12 protein-coding genes and 1 pseudogene are annotated in these 15,045 nt (G+C 74.6%); 3 read left to right on the top strand and 10 right to left on the bottom strand.

Features of this window, described 5'->3' with window-relative positions; translation table 11 throughout:
• Positions 1–112: 112 nt before the first annotated feature.
• The 5 genes and pseudogenes from serS to AC3EN4_RS29700 form a co-directional block, all read right to left on the bottom strand.
• Entirely contained in the window at positions 113–1,396 is a 1,284-nt protein-coding gene (gene serS / locus AC3EN4_RS29680) for a serine--tRNA ligase (protein ID WP_435209632.1), read from the bottom strand.
• A gap of 96 nt (positions 1,397–1,492) precedes the next feature.
• Positions 1,493–2,593, bottom strand: a complete 1,101-nt coding sequence (locus AC3EN4_RS29685; protein WP_435209633.1) for a DNA polymerase III subunit beta family protein — start codon at positions 2,591–2,593, stop codon at positions 1,493–1,495.
• A gap of 172 nt (positions 2,594–2,765) precedes the next feature.
• Positions 2,766–3,929: pseudogene (locus AC3EN4_RS29690) on the bottom strand (saccharopine dehydrogenase family protein); the annotation flags it as partial.
• Between the two features lie 49 nt (positions 3,930–3,978).
• Positions 3,979–5,121 (bottom strand): alcohol dehydrogenase catalytic domain-containing protein, encoded by a 1,143-nt coding sequence (locus tag AC3EN4_RS29695; protein ID WP_435209634.1) that lies wholly within the window; start codon positions 5,119–5,121, stop codon positions 3,979–3,981.
• The gene (locus AC3EN4_RS29700; RefSeq protein WP_435209635.1) at positions 5,118–5,552 is read right to left on the bottom strand and encodes a hypothetical protein; all 435 of its coding nucleotides are present in this window, start codon (positions 5,550–5,552) and stop codon (positions 5,118–5,120) included. Before AC3EN4_RS29700 ends, AC3EN4_RS29695 begins: the two co-directional genes overlap by 4 nt.
• Before the next feature lie 122 nt (positions 5,553–5,674).
• Between AC3EN4_RS29700 and AC3EN4_RS29705 the strand changes: the two genes are divergently transcribed.
• Positions 5,675–8,446 (top strand): winged helix-turn-helix domain-containing protein, encoded by a 2,772-nt coding sequence (locus AC3EN4_RS29705; RefSeq protein ID WP_435209637.1) that lies wholly within the window; start codon positions 5,675–5,677, stop codon positions 8,444–8,446.
• A gap of 35 nt (positions 8,447–8,481) precedes the next feature.
• On the opposite strand, the gene AC3EN4_RS29710 is transcribed toward AC3EN4_RS29705, so the two are convergent.
• From AC3EN4_RS29710 to AC3EN4_RS29720, 3 genes are all read right to left on the bottom strand, one after another.
• On the bottom strand, positions 8,482–9,030 hold the full coding sequence (locus tag AC3EN4_RS29710) for a DsbA family protein (RefSeq protein ID WP_422736308.1): 549 nt from the start codon (positions 9,028–9,030) through the stop codon (positions 8,482–8,484).
• The gene (locus AC3EN4_RS29715; RefSeq protein WP_435209639.1) at positions 9,027–9,524 is read right to left on the bottom strand and encodes a redoxin domain-containing protein; all 498 of its coding nucleotides are present in this window, start codon (positions 9,522–9,524) and stop codon (positions 9,027–9,029) included. Before AC3EN4_RS29715 ends, AC3EN4_RS29710 begins: the two co-directional genes overlap by 4 nt.
• Before the next feature lie 61 nt (positions 9,525–9,585).
• On the bottom strand, positions 9,586–10,272 hold the full coding sequence (locus AC3EN4_RS29720; protein WP_435209641.1) for a BON domain-containing protein: 687 nt from the start codon (positions 10,270–10,272) through the stop codon (positions 9,586–9,588).
• Positions 10,273–10,678: 406 nt separating this feature from the next.
• Here AC3EN4_RS29720 and AC3EN4_RS29725 point away from each other — a divergent pair, with 406 nt between their 5' ends.
• The gene (locus AC3EN4_RS29725; protein WP_435209643.1) at positions 10,679–13,444 is read left to right on the top strand and encodes a cellulose binding domain-containing protein; all 2,766 of its coding nucleotides are present in this window, start codon (positions 10,679–10,681) and stop codon (positions 13,442–13,444) included.
• Positions 13,445–13,609: 165 nt separating this feature from the next.
• Here the strand turns inward: AC3EN4_RS29725 and AC3EN4_RS29730 are convergent, their stop codons facing one another.
• Together AC3EN4_RS29730 and AC3EN4_RS29735 are read right to left on the bottom strand one after the other, a co-directional pair.
• Entirely contained in the window at positions 13,610–14,017 is a 408-nt protein-coding gene (locus tag AC3EN4_RS29730; protein ID WP_435209644.1) for a hypothetical protein, read from the bottom strand.
• A gap of 131 nt (positions 14,018–14,148) precedes the next feature.
• On the bottom strand, positions 14,149–14,289 hold the full coding sequence (locus tag AC3EN4_RS29735; RefSeq protein WP_355051383.1) for a hypothetical protein: 141 nt from the start codon (positions 14,287–14,289) through the stop codon (positions 14,149–14,151).
• Positions 14,290–14,678: 389 nt separating this feature from the next.
• Between AC3EN4_RS29735 and AC3EN4_RS29740 the strand changes: the two genes are divergently transcribed.
• Complete coding sequence (locus tag AC3EN4_RS29740; RefSeq protein WP_422736303.1) at positions 14,679–15,041, top strand: STAS domain-containing protein; 363 nt, start codon at positions 14,679–14,681, stop codon at positions 15,039–15,041.
• Positions 15,042–15,045 lie beyond the last annotated feature (4 nt).

The following is a 15,045-nucleotide window of genomic DNA, read 5'->3' on the forward strand; positions in this document are numbered from 1 at the left end:
CCCCCCCCGCCCCCGTCAACACATCCGCGATCTTGCGCTTTCTGTCGCCTCAAAAGACGCGGATCGGGGCATCGAGACGACAGAAAGTGCAAGATCGGCGGGGTGAGTGGGTCTAGCGCGGGGTCAGGCGGTCGGTTCCTAGACGGTCCTGGAGGACCTTGGGGATCAGGACGCTGCCGTCGGCCTGCTGGTACTGCTCCAGGATGGCCGGGAAGAGGCGGCTCGTGGCCAGCGCCGACCCGTTGAGGGTGTGCACGAAGCGGGTCTGCTTGCCACCCGGCTCGCGGTAGCGGATGGCCGCCCGGCGGGCCTGGTAGTCGCCGGCCCAGGAGACCGACGAGACCTCCTTGTACTTGCCGGTGCTCGGCATCCACACCTCGATGTCGAGGGTCTTCTTCATCGACGCGCTGGCGTCACCGGCCGAGAGCAGCGTGCGCTGGTAGTGCAGGCCCAGCCCCTCGACCAGGCTCTCGGCGTGGGCGAGCATCTCCTCCAACGCCGCGTCCGCCTGCTCCGGCAGGGTGAACTGGAAGATCTCCACCTTGTTGAACTGGTGCCCGCGCACCGTGCCGCGCTCGTCCGAGTGCGACCCGGCCGACTCCCGGCGGTAGCACGGCGTGTACGCGAACGCCTTCAACGGCAGCTTCGCGGTCTCCAGGATCTCGTCCTGGTACGCGCCGAGGATCGCCGTCTCCGACGTGGGCAGCAGGAACTGCCCGCGCGGGGCGGACGCGGCGTCCAGGTGGTAGACGTCGTCGTAGAACTTGGGGAACTGGCCGGCGGCGAAGCCGGCCGAGTCGAGCAGCAGGTGCGGCGGGAGCAGGAACTCGTACCCGGCCTTGATGTGCTGGTCGACGAAGTAGTTGAGCAGCGCCCACTCCAGCCGGGCGCCGATCCCCGTGTAGATCCAGAAGCCGGAGCCGCCGAGCTTGACGCCCCGCTCGTAGTCGACCAGACCGAGCGCGCGGGACAGCTCCACGTGGTCGCGGACCTTCTCGATCGCCGGCGGCGCACCGAAGGTCTTGACGACCCGGTTCGCCTCCTTGCCGCCGGGGAGGATGTCGTCGGCGGGCAGGTTCGGCAGCTCGCTCATCGCGTCACGCAGCCGCGCCTGCACCTCGTCCAGCTGGGACTCCAGCTCGGCGAGCTGCTTGCGCTCGGCCTCGGGGGCGGCGACCTGCGGCTCGGTGCCGGCGCGCTTGGCCTGCGCGTACGCCCGGGCCTCGGCCTTGCGGCGCTGCCGCTCGGCGTCGATCTCCGTGATCAGGGCGCGGCGTTCCTGGTCGAGCCGCTGGATCTCGTCCAGGGAACGGGTGACCTCGGCGGGATCCAGTCGCTTCGCCAACGCGGTGGCCACCGCCTCGCGATCCTTCCGGATCAACTCCATGTCGAGCATGCTGCTCCGTACGCCTCCGTCCGGGGTTCACTGGTGAACCATCAGATGCTACCGTCGCGCACGTTTGGACCCGGGGACGGGGAGCGCGACCGGTTTCTACAGCCGGATCGGCATCAACACGGAGAAGGTGTCCTCGTCGTCCGGCCGGCGTACGGCCAGCGGGGCGATCGGCCCGTCCAACTCCAGCACCAGTTGCGGGCCGCCGGCCGCGTCCAGCGCGTCGAGCAGGTACTCGCCGTTCACCCCGAACCGCAGCCCGCCGTCCGCGTCGGCGGGCGGCCCGGGCAGCTCGGCCGGGTGCAGCAGCCGCAGACCGCCCGCGTCGTCGAGGCCCAGGACGGAGACCGCCAGCGGCGTGCCCGCGTACTCACGGGCCAGCGTGGGAGCGGCCGGGTCGCGCAGCGCGGCACGCAGGGCCACCACGTCCACCGGGATGCGGTACGCGGCCGGCCGCGCGCCGACCGCCTCGCGCAGCAGCCGCCGGTAGTCCGGGAAGTCGTACGGCAGGGCGGTGCCGGTGAGCGTCCGGCCGGCCACGATCACCCGCAGGTCGACGCCGGTCACCGTGAGTCGTACCGGCCCGTCGTCGGTGTCCAGCAGCCGGCGCAGCCGGTCGACGAGGTCCACCGGCACCAGCACCCGCGCGGGCGGCCCGTCGACGGCGGCCCCGGCCCGGGCCAGCGCGAGGCGGTGACGGTCCGTGGCGACCAGCCGTACCCCGTCCGGCTCGACGTCGAGCAGCATCCCGGACAGGGCCGGCAGCTCCGGGTCGACGCCGACGGCGAAGCGCGCCGCGTCGAGGGCGGCGGCGAACTCGGCGGGGGAGAGCAGCAGCGTGGTCGCCACGGCCGGGGCCGGGTCGACCAGGGCGCGCAGTCGGGTGATCTCGCGGCGCGCGTCGGCGAGCCCGTCGGCCAGCCGGCGCAGGTGCGCGTCGAGCAGCCGGTGCACCTCGGCCGGCTCGGCGCGGACGGCGGCGGCGATGTCGGGCACCGGCATCCCGACCCGGCGCAGCCCCGCGACCAGCCGGGCCGGGGCGATCTGCTCGTCCGTGTACCAGCGGTAGCCGGTCACCGGGTCGACCAGGGCCGGCGTGAGCACGCCCGCCGAGTCGTAGAAGCGCAGCGCGCTGACGGTCAGGCCGCTGGCCCGGGCCAACTCGCCGATGCTGTGCAGGTCGCTCACCACGTCCGGCATCCTGCCCCCTCGACCTGGTAGAGGGTCAAGCGGCGGGCTCCGTGCCCCGTGTCGCCGCCTCCGCCGCAGGCAGGGCCGGGGCCGGGGCGGCCTCCGGGGCCGGCCGGGCCTGGGCCGCCTCCGGGGCCGGCTGGCCCGGGGCCGCCTCCGCCACCGGCTCGTCCCGTTTCAGCACCCGGAAGGTGAGCCCGGCGCGGACCAGCCGGTCGAGCAGCGCGTCCCCCATCGCGGTGACCGGGGTGAGCTGGCCGGCGGTCGGCGGCAGGTCGTCGAGCGCCAGGCAGAGCGCCGACTCGGCGAGCATCTTCGCCGTCTCGTCGTACCCGGGGTCGCCGCCCGCGACCTCGGTGACCACGCGTCGCCCGCCCCCGGTGCCGACGAACCGGACCCGGAACCAGGACGACGCCCGCTGCTGCGCACTGGGCCCCTGCCCGGAGGCGAGCCGCCCGAGCAGCCACCGCCGGGTGGGCGGCACCTTCACCAGGCCGATCAGCGTGCCGAGCCCCACCGCGCCGACGAGCACCGTCGGGAGCCGCTTCAACGCCGCGAAGTGCCGGTAGCGGAAGTCCGGCCCGTACTCCGGGCGGGCCGCGGCCGACCGGCGGACGACCTGCGGGTCGATGGTGGGCAGCGGCACGGCCCAGACGCCCAGCTCCGCCGAGCGGGCCAGCCGGCCGGGCACCGCCCGGACCCGACGGTCGGTGGGACGCGGCTCGACCGCCCGGCGGGCCCGGGCGGCCCGGCTCGCCTCCCCGGTCCGGGCGAACGCGGTGAGCGCGGAGTGGTACGTGCCGCCGGAGAACCGGGCGCCGGCGCGCACGTAACCGTCCACGGTGACCGGTCCGCCCGCCGGCAGCTGCTTGACGGTGAACCAGACGCCCAGGTCGTGCGGTACGGAGTCGAACCCGCAGGCGTGCACCAGGCGGGCGCCCGTGCGGGTCGCCTCGGCGTGGTGGCGGACGTACATCAGGTCGACGAACTCCGGCTCGCCGGTGATGTCCAGGTAGTCGGTGCCGGCCCGGGCGCAGGCCGCGACCAGCGGCTCCCCGTGGTGCACGAACGGCCCGACGGTGCTGGCGACCACCCGGGCGCTCTCGGCGACCGCGCGCAGCGACCCGGCGTCGGTCACGTCGGCGGGCAACAGCGGCAGGTCGGCCAGGGCGGGGTCGATCGCGGCGAGCCGGTCCCGGACGGCGGCGAGGCGACCGGGGTCGCGCCCGGCCAGCGCCCACCGCAACCCGGGCGGCGCGTTCCGGGCCAGGTACTCGGCCGTCAGCCCGCCGGTGAAGCCGGTCGCGCCGAACAGCACCACGTCGTACGCCCGCTCGCCAGTCATTCCCCGAGTCTGCCACCGGTCATCGTCCCGCGCCGATCCCGTACGCGGGTCACGGCGTGAACACGGCCCGGACGCAACCGTCGGCGCGGTCGGCGAACAGGGCGTACCCCGACGGGCCGTCCGCGAGCGGCAGCCGGTGGGTGGCCAGGTGCTCGGTCCGCAGCTCGTCGCGGGCCATCCGGTGCAGCAGCATCGGTACGTCCCGCAGGTCCGGCCGGCGTGCCCCGCGCACCGTGAGCCGCTTGTCGGTGACCGCACCCAGGGCGAACCCGGCCCCGGACCCGTCGGTCCCACCGAGCACCACCACCACGCCGTCCTTGCGGCAGGCGTACACCGCTTCGCGCACCGGGTCCGGGCGGTCGCCGCGGGCCCACCGGTCGGCGACCGAGCGGGGTGGTGGCGGTCCCACCGCGACCACACACACGTCCGGGCCCCGCCCGCCGCTGCGCTCGCGCAGCTCCGCCACCACGTCGGTACGGCGGTAGTCCAGCGGCTCCGCCCCGGCATGCCGTTCGGCCATCCGCAGCCGCTCCTCGTACCGGTCCACGACGAGCACCCGGGCCGCGCCGCGCAGCACGGCGGCGTGCGCGGTCAACTGGCCCACGGCCCCGGCGCCCCAGACCGCCACCACGTCCCCGGGCCGCACCTCGCCCAGTTCGGCCGCCAGCCAACCGGTCGGTGCGGCGTCGGCGGCGAAGAGCGCCCGGTCGTCGTCGACCGCGTCCGGCACCCGGAACGCGCCCACGTCGGCGTACGGCACCCGCACGTACTCCGCGTGCCCACCGGCGAAACCGCCAGCCGCCCGGGGCCGACCGAAGCAGCCGGCGTCCGGACGTTCCCAGCCCGGATCGACGCTCGGCACGTCGACGGCGGCGTTGTCGCAGCACGAGTGCCGCCCCCGGCGGCAGTACCAGCAGCCGCCGCACGCCACGCCCGCGCCGACCACCACCCGGTCGCCGATCCGGTGCCCCCGGATCGCCGGGCCGGCCTCGACCACCTCACCCACGAACTCCGCCCCCAGCACGTCACCGGTGCTCAGCAGCGGGTCCCGTCCCGCGAGCAGCGGCAGGTCACCGCCGCAGGTGGCGCTGCGGCGTACCCGCACGATGACGTCCCGCTCGTTGCGCAGCTCCGGGTCGGGCACCTCGCGTACCGCCAGCTCGTCGGCGGCCACCCAGCACAGCGCCCTCACCCGCGGAACCTCGGGCGGTCCAGCGCCGAACGGTCCGCGCGCAGCACCTCGCCGGCTTCCACGCGCTGCTTCACCTGGCGCAGGGTTCGCCGGATGAGCAGGTGCGGGTCGTCGCCGACCAGGTGGGCGGCGAGGCCGGCCGGCGCGGTGGCACGAGCCAGTGGACGGGCGGACAGTTCGGTGCCCCGGTCACCCGGCGCCGGTCGCACCCGTACCTCCACCACGCCGTCCAGGCGGCGCAACGGCTCCGGCCACCGGCCGTCGGGAAGCACCTGCCCGGGCGGCCGGTCCACGGTCACCACCTCCCAGCCGGCCGCGGTCAGCGCGCGGTCCGCGCCAAAGCGGTCCCGTCGACGAGGTACGCGCAGCAGCCGGAGGGCCGCCCCGGTCAGGGTCGATCCCGCCCGCCTCAGCCGTCTCCTGCGTCCCATCGGTCCTCCCGGTCCACGTCCCCCGATCCTCGGTCGGACCCGGGTGAAGCGGGCTCGCCCGGAAGGGGTGAACCGGCCCGCGTCGGGTAACCGCTCGCCGACCGGGGGGTGGAACGCGGGCGGTGGGGGTGGGCCGGGTGCCGGAACAGCAGGATTCCGCGCGGGTCGGCACGGCGGCGGTACGGCGGGGGGAGCATCCGCCACTGCTGTCGTCGCGGCTGACGCCGACCGTGCCGCCCGAGCCGGTGGTGGCCCGGCCCCGCCTGCTGCGCGGCCTCGACGAGGGCAGCGCCGGACCGGTCACCCTGGTCGTCGCCCCCGCCGGGTGGGGCAAGACCACCCTGCTCGCCTCCTGGGTACGGCTGACCGAACCCGCGTACGCGTCGACGCCGGCATGGGTGTCGGTGGAGGCCGGCGACGACGGCGACCGGCTCTGGGCGTACCTGGCGGCGGCCCTGCGCACGGCCACCGGCGCGGCGGACGACGACCTGGTCGCGCCGCTGCCCACCGGCCCGCCGCGCCCCGACCAGCTGGAACTGCTCGCCGCCGGGCTGGCCGCCGCGCCGCAGCCCGTGCTGCTGGTCCTGGACGACCTGCACCGGATCACCGACCCGGCCGCGCTGACCGGACTGGAGTTCCTGCTGCGGCACTCCGGGCAGCGGCTGCGCCTGGTGGTCGGCGCGCGGGCCGGCCTGCCGCTGGCCCTGCACCGGCTGCGCCTCGCCGGCGAACTCACCGAGATCGGCCGGGACGAGCTGGCCTTCACCGACGACGAGGTGGCCGACCTGCTGACCGCGCACGGCGCGTCACTGCCGGCCGGCGCGGTACGCCGGCTGCGCGAGCGCACCGGGGGCTGGCCGGCCGCGCTGCGGATCGCCGCGCTGGCGTTGCGCGGGCAGCCCGACCCGGAACGGTGGCTGGGGCAGTTCGGCGGCGACCAGCCGGAGATCGCCGGCTACCTGCACGAGGAGGTGCTGGCCGCGATCGACCCGGCCGACCGGGACCTGCTGCGTCGTACCGCCCTGGCCGAGACCGTCTGCGCCGAACTGGCCGAGGCGTTGACCGGCCGCGCGGACGCCGGGCAGGCGCTGGCCGACCTCGCCGGTGCCGGTGGCCTGCTGCGCCGGGAGGACAGCCGGCCACCCTGGTACCGCTGCGACCCGCTGCTCGCCGACCTGCTCCGCGCCGAACTGGCCCGGCTGTCCGCCGACGAGGTGCGGGAACTGCACGCGCGCGCCTCCGACTGGTACGCCGGCGCGGGCCGACCGGCCGACGGCCTGCGGCACGCCCTCGCCGCCGGCCGTTGGGACCTGGCCGCCGACCTGTTCGTCGCGCACTGGCCGGAGCTGACCCGCTACGACCACGAGCCGGTCGACGGCCCGACCCCGCCGTCCCCGCCTCCGGAGGCGGTCGCGGCCGACCCGGAGGTGGCGCTGGCCGGTGCCGCCGAGCGGGCGTACGCCGGTGACCTGGACGCCGCCAGCGGCCACCTACGCACCGCCGCGGCGCACGCGGACGCGCTGCCGACGCCCCGGCGGGACCGGTTCCTGCGGCTGGCCACCGCACTGGAGCTGAGCCTGGCCCGGCTCGCCGGTGACCTGCCGCAGACCCGTGCCGCCGCCGCCCGACTGCTGCGGGCCCGCCCGACCGCCGCCCCGACCGCCGGCTCACCGGACGGCCCGCCCGCCGGGCCGCTGGCCGACCCGCCGAACCCCGAGGACGCCGACCTGCGGGCCTTCACCGGTACCGCGCTGGGCCTGGTGGAGATGTCCGCCGGCGGGCTGCCCGACGCGCGGTTCGTCCGGGCCCGGGCGGCGGCCCGGGAGGCCGGCCGGCCGCGTACCGAACTGGTCGCCGCCAGTCGCGCCGCGCTGCTGCTCGCCGTGCGCGGTGACCTGCGCACGGCGGAGCAGGCGGCGCGGGACGCGCTGGATATGCCGGCCTGCCGGGGCTGGTCCTGCCGGCTCGACTGCGGCCACGCGTACCTGGCGTTGGCGGTGGTGGCCCTGCACCGCGACCAGCCCGAGGAGGCCGCCGCGAACCTCGCGCTCGCCGCCGGGGCGACCGACGCGCCCGGCGGCGAGCCGGTGGCGGCGGCGGTCGCCGCGCTGTGCCGCGCGGCGCTGGCCCGGGACGCCGGTGACCCGGCCGCCGCCCAGCGGCTGCTGGTGCACGCGCGGGAGGCACTGCCCGACGAGCCGGCCGCCGCCGAACTGTCGGGTCTGCTCCGGGCCGCCGAGGCGGACGCCCGCGCCGAGCGGGGTGACCTGGACGCGGCCCGGGACCTGCTGGCGGGTGTCACCGGCGACCGGGGCGCCCCGGCGCTCGACGTGGCCCTGGCCCGGGTGGAGCTGCGGGCCGGCGACCTCGGGGCCGCCGAGCGGGCGCTGCCGGACTGGCCGGGCCCGCCGGCCGCCGCCTGGCCCCTCTCGGTACGCCTGGACGCCGGCCTGCTGGAGGCGCTGCTCGCCGAACGGGCCGGGGACGTCCGCCGGGCCGGGCGGGTCCTGGAGCAGGTGCTGGACCTGGCCGGCCCGCAGGGCGCCCGGCGGGCGTTCACCCGGGCGCAACCGTCGGTACGGGACCTGCTGGCCGCCCACCTGGACGCGGGCACCGCGCACTTCCCGCTGGTCAGCGACCTGGTCCGGGGCGTCGAGGAGAGTGCTCCCCGGCCGGCCGTCGAACCGGGTGGCCGGCTCGACGAGCCGCTCACCGAGCGGGAGCTGACCATTCTGCGGTACCTGCAGAGCATCCTGTCCAACGTGGAGATCGCCGGCGAACTGTCGCTGTCGGTCAACACGGTCAAGACGCATGTGCGCAACATCTACCGCAAACTCGGCGCGACCCGCCGGCGCGAGGCGGTCCGGCGGGCGCGCGAGCTGCGGCTGATCTGAGCGGCGGGGCCGCCGCCCGGATCAGCCCACGTCGGTCAGGCGTTCGCCGCCGCGTCCACGGCGGCCAGCAGGTCGGGCAGGTCGTACCCGCCGTCGTGCCGGACGTCGTTGACGAAGAGGGTCGGCGTGCCGTTGACCCCGCTGCGGATGCCGCCCACGAAGTCCCGGCGAACCCGGTCGGCGTACGTCCCGCGCTCCACCTCGCCGTTCACCTCGTCCGTCGGCAGGCCGAGCTGCTCGACGCCGAGCGAGAGGTGGACCGGGTCCAACTGGTCCTGGTGCTCGTACAGCCAGTCGTGCATCTCCCAGAACTTCCCCCGCGCCGCGGCCGCCTCCGCCGTCTCCGCCGCGCGCTCGGCGTACGGGTGGATGTTGGCGATGGGGAAGTAGCGGTAGACCAGTCGCACCGTGTCGGCGCGCTGGCGCAGCAACTCGTGCAGGTTCGGGTACGCGGCGCCGCAGAACCGGCACTGGAAGTCGCCGTACTCGATGATGGTCACCGCGGCGTCGGACGGCCCGCGGACGTGGTCCTCGACGGTCAGCGGCTCACGCAGCCGCGCGGTGACCTGCAGTGGCGTGGTCATCCGGCCATCACCTTCCGCTCGTTTGTCAGGTTGTCCAGCGCGTCGAAGATCCCGTCCGCGCCCGGGTTGACGTCGGGGGCCGACAGGTAGCTCCACGCCACCGTCCCGGCCTGGTCGATCACCACCAGCGCGCGGGCCGACTCACCCCGCGCCGAGTACGCCCCGTACCGGCGGGACACCTCGCCCTTGGGCTCGAAGTCGGCCAGCAGTGGGAAGGTGATGCCCCGGCTCTCGGCGAACGCCCGGTGCGACCAGATGCTGTCCACCGAGATGCCGAGCACCATGGCCTGGTACTGGTCGAACACCGGCGCCGCCGCCTGGTAGAGCGACATCTGGTCGCCGCAGACGGGGCTCCAGTCGGCCGGATAGAAAGCCAGGACGACCGGGCGACCCCGGAACTGCTCGGGGCCGATCTGGCGCCCGTCGGGAGTGCTTGGCAGGGTGAAGCCGGGGGCGGGGTTCCCGGGTTGGATCAGCCCGTTCGGATCACTCATGCCACCAGCCTTCCGCCGGAACGGGTGAGACGGGCTCACCCGTTCCGGGTGGTACCCGCGCTCACCGCAGGACCGGGGCGACCGCGATGTGGTTCTGCACCTCCCGGATGCCCGGCGCGGACCAGGCCACCTGCTCGACCTCGGCGCGTTCGGGCATGGAGTGCACCAGTCCGGCGAGCACGGCCGTGTCGCCGTGCACCCGGACGGTGATCCGCTCGGCCTCGGTGGCGCCGGCCCGGGCGAGGGCGTCCACGATCCTGCCGGCCAGGTTCACGCCGTCCGACGACGCGTTCGGCTGGACGGTGATGCCGTTGCTGACCCCACGGACGCCGGTCAGTCGGCACACCGCCCGCTCGGCGGCGCGGCGCTGGTACTCCCACTCGACCTCACCGTGCAGCGTGACCCACCCGGCCGAGACGGTGACCTGGAGCTTCTCGATGGGCACGAACGCGTCCCACTCCAGGGCGTCGCCGGCCGCGGCGGCCAGGTCCGGGTCGGCGCGCTCGTTGCTACCGGCCAGTTGCACGGTCAGGTCGTTGGCGACCGCCCGGACCCCGGCGACCCGGTGCGCGGCTCGTTCCCCGGCCCACTTCTTCGCGTAGCTGTCCACCCGTCCGCTCAGCGTGACGACGCCCTCGGCCACGGTCACGCCGATCTCGTGCGGCTGCACCCGGGGTTCCCAGGTCAGCTCGTCGAGGACGGCGGACTGGATGTCCTGGTCGGTACGCGTGATCGTCGCGATGGCCATCTGCCCCTCCCATCGGCTCGCGTGCCTGGCGGACCGGGCTGTTGGCCGTGACCGGCCCGCCGAGGTCCGATCCTGCCGGTCGTGCGGGTTAGCCGTCCTCACCCGATGCGGGTGGGCCCGTGCGGATCCGGCGTGCCCGGCAGGTGTGTCGACCATGATGGGAGCGCTTCCAAAGCGGCGTCGAATCGGTTAGTGTGAGTGCGTTCCTCGATCGCGGGAGCCTCGCGTCGGGTGGTTGGAGCCAGGGCAGCTCCGATCCGTCCTCCGCGTCGTCGTCCGTCCCCCGGGCCGCGACGCACCACCTTCCGGTCGATCCGTCCCCGCGTCGCCGTGCTCGTCCCCCGGGCCGCGACGCCACCCCGGTCGATCCCCGACTCCCGGGTCTCCACCCCCGAGAGGAACACAGATGCCCAGATCACTGGCCAGCGTGGTCGTCGCGGCGCTGACCGTCGCCACGGCCGTCGTGGCGGTCCCGATCACCGCCGCGGGCTCGGCGCCGGCACCGGCCGCCGCCGAGGCGTACACCTGGCGCAACGTCCCGGTCGGCGGCGGTGGCTTCGTGCCCGGCATCGTCTTCAACCCCACCGAGAAGAACCTGATCTACGCCCGGACCGACATCGGCGGGGCCTACCGCTGGGAGCAGGGCAGCCAGTCCTGGACGCCGCTGCTCGACTGGGTCGGCGCGGACCGCTGGGGCTACAACGGCGTGGTCAGCCTCGCCACCGACCCGGTGCAGACCAACCGGGTGTACGCGGCCGTCGGCATGTACACCAACGGCTGGGACCCGAACAACGGCGCGATCCTGCGCTCGACCGACAAGGGCGCCACCTGGCAGGTCACCGAGCTGCCGTTCAAGAACGGCGGCAACATGCCCGGGCGGGGCATGGGCGAGCGGCTGGCCGTCGACCCCAACCGCAACAGCGTCCTCTACTACGGCGCCGAGGGCGGCAACGGGCTGTGGCGCAGCACCGACTACGGGGCGACCTGGGCCAAGGTCACCGCTTTCCCGAACGTCGGCAACTACCGGGCCGATCCCAGCGACCCGAACGGCTACAACGGGCAGAACCAGGGCCTCACCTGGGTCAGCTTCGACAAGAGCACCGGCACCGCCGGCACCACCACCCAGACGATCTACGTGGGTGTGGCCGACAAGGACAACCCGGTCTACCGCAGCACCGACGGCGGTGTCACCTGGGCGCGGATTCCCGGGCAACCCACCGGCTACCTGGCGCACAAGGGCGTCGTCGACCCGGTCGGCGGTCACCTCTACATCGCCACCAGCGACACCGGTGGCCCGTACGACGGTGGCAAGGGTGACGTCTGGAAGTTCACCCGGTCGACCGGGGCCTGGACGCGGATCAGCCCGATCCCCTCCACCAGCGCCGACGACTACTTCGGCTACAGCGGCCTGACCATCGACCGGCAGCGCCCGAACACGCTGATGGTGGCCACCCAGGTCTCCTGGTGGCCGGACGCGATCTTCTTCCGCAGCACCGACGGTGGGGCGAGCTGGACCCGCATCTGGGACTTCACCAGCTACCCGCAGCGGTCCAAGCGCTACACCATGGACATCAGCTCGGTGCCCTGGCTGACCTTCGGCGCCAACCCGGCGCCGCCCGAGGAGAGTCCCAAGCTCGGCTGGATGAACGAATCGGTGGAGATCGACCCGCACGACTCCAACCGGATGATGTACGGCACCGGGGCCACCATCTACGGCACCACCGACCTCACCAAGTGGGACACCGGCGGCCAGTTCACCATCCGGCCGATGGTCCGGGGCCTGGAGGAGACGGCCGTCCTCGACCTGGTCAGCCCGCCCAGCGGCGCACCCCTGATCAGCGCGCTCGGCGATGTCGGTGGCTTCCGGCACGTCGACCTGGAGACCATTCCGTCGATGCTGTTCACCCAGCCGGTCTTCACCAGCACCACCAGCCTGGACTACGCCGAGAGCAAGCCCGCCGTGCTGGTACGCGCCGGCAACTTCACCGACTCCGACCGGCCCAACGACAGCCACGTCGCCTTCTCCACCGACGGCGGGGCCACCTGGTTCCAGGGCACCGAGCCGTCCGGCGTCAACGCCGGCGGTACGGTCGCCGCGGCGGCCGACGGCAGCCGGTTCGTCTGGGCGCCCGGCGACGCGGGTCAACGCGTCGTCTACGCGGTCGGCTTCGGCAACTCGTGGTCACCGTCCAACGGCATCCCGGCCAACGCGATCGTCGAAGCCGACCGCGTCGACCCCAACCGGTTCTACGGCTTCAGCGGCGGTCGGGTCTACCTGAGCACCAATGGCGGCGCGAGCTTCACCGCGACGGCGGCGACCGGCCTGCCCAGCACCGATGTGCGGTTCAAGGCGCTGCCCGGCAAGTCGGGCGAGCTGTGGCTGGCCGGCCCGGGCGGGCTCTGGCGGTCCACCGACTCCGGGGCCAGCTTCAGCAAGCTGGGCGGCGTCAGCGCCTCCGGCAACGTCGGGTTCGGCAAGGCCGCGCCGGGGCGGACCAACCCGGCCGTCTTCCTGTACGGCACGGTGGACGGCCAACCCGGCGTGCACCGCTCGGACGACGGCGGCACGACCTGGGTACGCATCAACGACGACCGCCACCAGTACGGCAACCCGACCGAGGCGCTGACCGGCGACCCCCGGGTCTACGGCCGCGTCTACCTGGGCACCAACGGCCGCGGCATCCTGGTGGCCGACCGCACCGGCGGCACCCCGACGACCCCGCCTCCCACGACGCCGCCCCCGACCACGCCGCCCCCGACGACCCCGCCCCCGACCACCCCGCCTCCGACCACCCCGCCTCCGACGACCCCGCCCCCGACCACGCCGCCTCCCACCACGCCGCCTCCGACCACCCCGCCTCCGGTCGGCGGGTGCGCGGCGACCTACCGGGTGACCGGCTCGTGGACGGGCGGGTTCCAGGCCGAGATCGTGGTCAGCAACCCCGGCACCCGGCCCATCGCCGGCTGGACGCTCGGCTGGACCTTCCCCAACGGCCAGCGCGTCAGCCAACTCTGGGGCGGCACACACACCCAGACCGGGGCGGTCGTCTCGGTCGTGGACAGCGGCTGGAACGGCGCGCTCGCCGCCGGGACCAGCACCACGATCGGCTTCCTCGGTACCTGGACCGGCACCAACTCGCCGCCGAGCACGGTGTCCTGCACGAGTCGCTGACCCGGTGGCCCGGCGTCTGCCGAGCCACCCGAGAACACCGGTCCGCCGGGGCTGCCTGAGGGGTCCGGCACCCCGGCGGACCGGGCTTAAGCCCTGGTGCCGCCACCCGATGCGAGCGGGCCCCGCCGACGTGATGTCGACGGGGCCCGCTCACGTACCGGTTTGCTAGTCGTCCAGGCCGACGGGGGAGTTGGGGCGGTCGACGTCGACGAACTCGACGTCGTCCACCGCGCGGTCGTCCCGGCTGCCGGCGGCCCGGGCGGCGGAGCCGACGGCCCAGCCGACCGCCGCGCCGACCAGCGCGGCCCCGATCAGCAGCGTCCACGGCAGCGCCGGCTGGCGTCCGGCGAGGGCGTCGAAGGCGCGGGTTGCCCGACGTCGTGCCTCCTCGGCGGCGGAACCCACCAGGTCACCGGCGCCGTCGGCGAGGTCGCCGCCGCTGCGCCGGGCCGTCCGCGCGGTGTCCCGGACACTGTCTCCCGCGGAGCTGACGGCGGAGAGCAGCTGCTCCCACGCCTGGTCCGCGATACGCTCCGGCTTGCTGCGCCGGTCCAGCAGGTTCGTTCCGAACATCGTGGTTACCTCCTCAGGTGCCGAAGCCGCCGGCCACTTCGGACCTCGGCGTCCGTCCAGCGCGACACGGTTCGCTCACTGCGCAGTGCCCCGGCCCGGCCGCGCGCAAACCCGGTCCGGCACGCCCTGGGTCAGCGCACCGCCACCGCGGCCACACCGCGGGCGAAGTCGTCGTCGTCATCGTCATCGTCGTCTCCGCCGCCGAAACCGCAGGCCAGTACCAGGGCGAGCAGCAGGCCGACGCCGGCCAGCCCGGCCAGTCGCTTGATCATCGAAGGTCCTCTCCGTCACGGTGGGTGTCCCGGCCGATGCTAGGCAGCGCCGACAACCACCGGGGCGGACGACGCCGTGCCGGGTCGGCGCGACACGCCGAGTCCACGCGGGACGGGCCGACCGGGCGGGACGGATGTCGGGCTCGCCGGGCCGCGACCGCTACCCTGGTCCGGCGACGCGTCGGTTCCGACCGGTCGTCGACTGATCAGATAACGAAAAGTATTGAATGATCAGATACCGAAAAGTGGGGATATGGGCGACTTTGTGCGCTCGGATCCGTGAATTGCTCATCCCGAGGGGTGGCGACCGAGGCCGTTGGAGGAATACTCTCGGTCGCGGCCCGCGTACTGATGAGGCGCCCGGGGGACGGGCGGGTGGAGGTGCTCGCGTGAGCCTGTCGATCGTGAAGTCGGTCCTGTCCGGTGGTGTCGTCGAGATCGCCCCCCGGGGTGAGATCGACGTCGACACAGCGTACGAGGTGCGTGAGGCGATTGCGGAGGTGCTGGCCAAGGGCCGTCCGCTCCGCATCGAGCTGAACATGAGGCTGGTCACCTTCATCGACTCCGTGGGCATCAGCGCCATGGTCGCCGGCTTCCAGACCGCCGAGGTCAGCGGCGTCAAGCTGGTCGTCACCGAGCCGAGCCGGTTCGTGCACCGTCAGCTCTGGGTGACCGGCCTGCTCGGCCTCTTCGGCGCGCCGGAGCCCTACTTCGCCGGGGCCGGCGCCCCTGAGGTGCTTCCCGGCGCCTGAGCGC

This window comes from Micromonospora sp. bgisy143 (genome assembly GCF_057708145.1).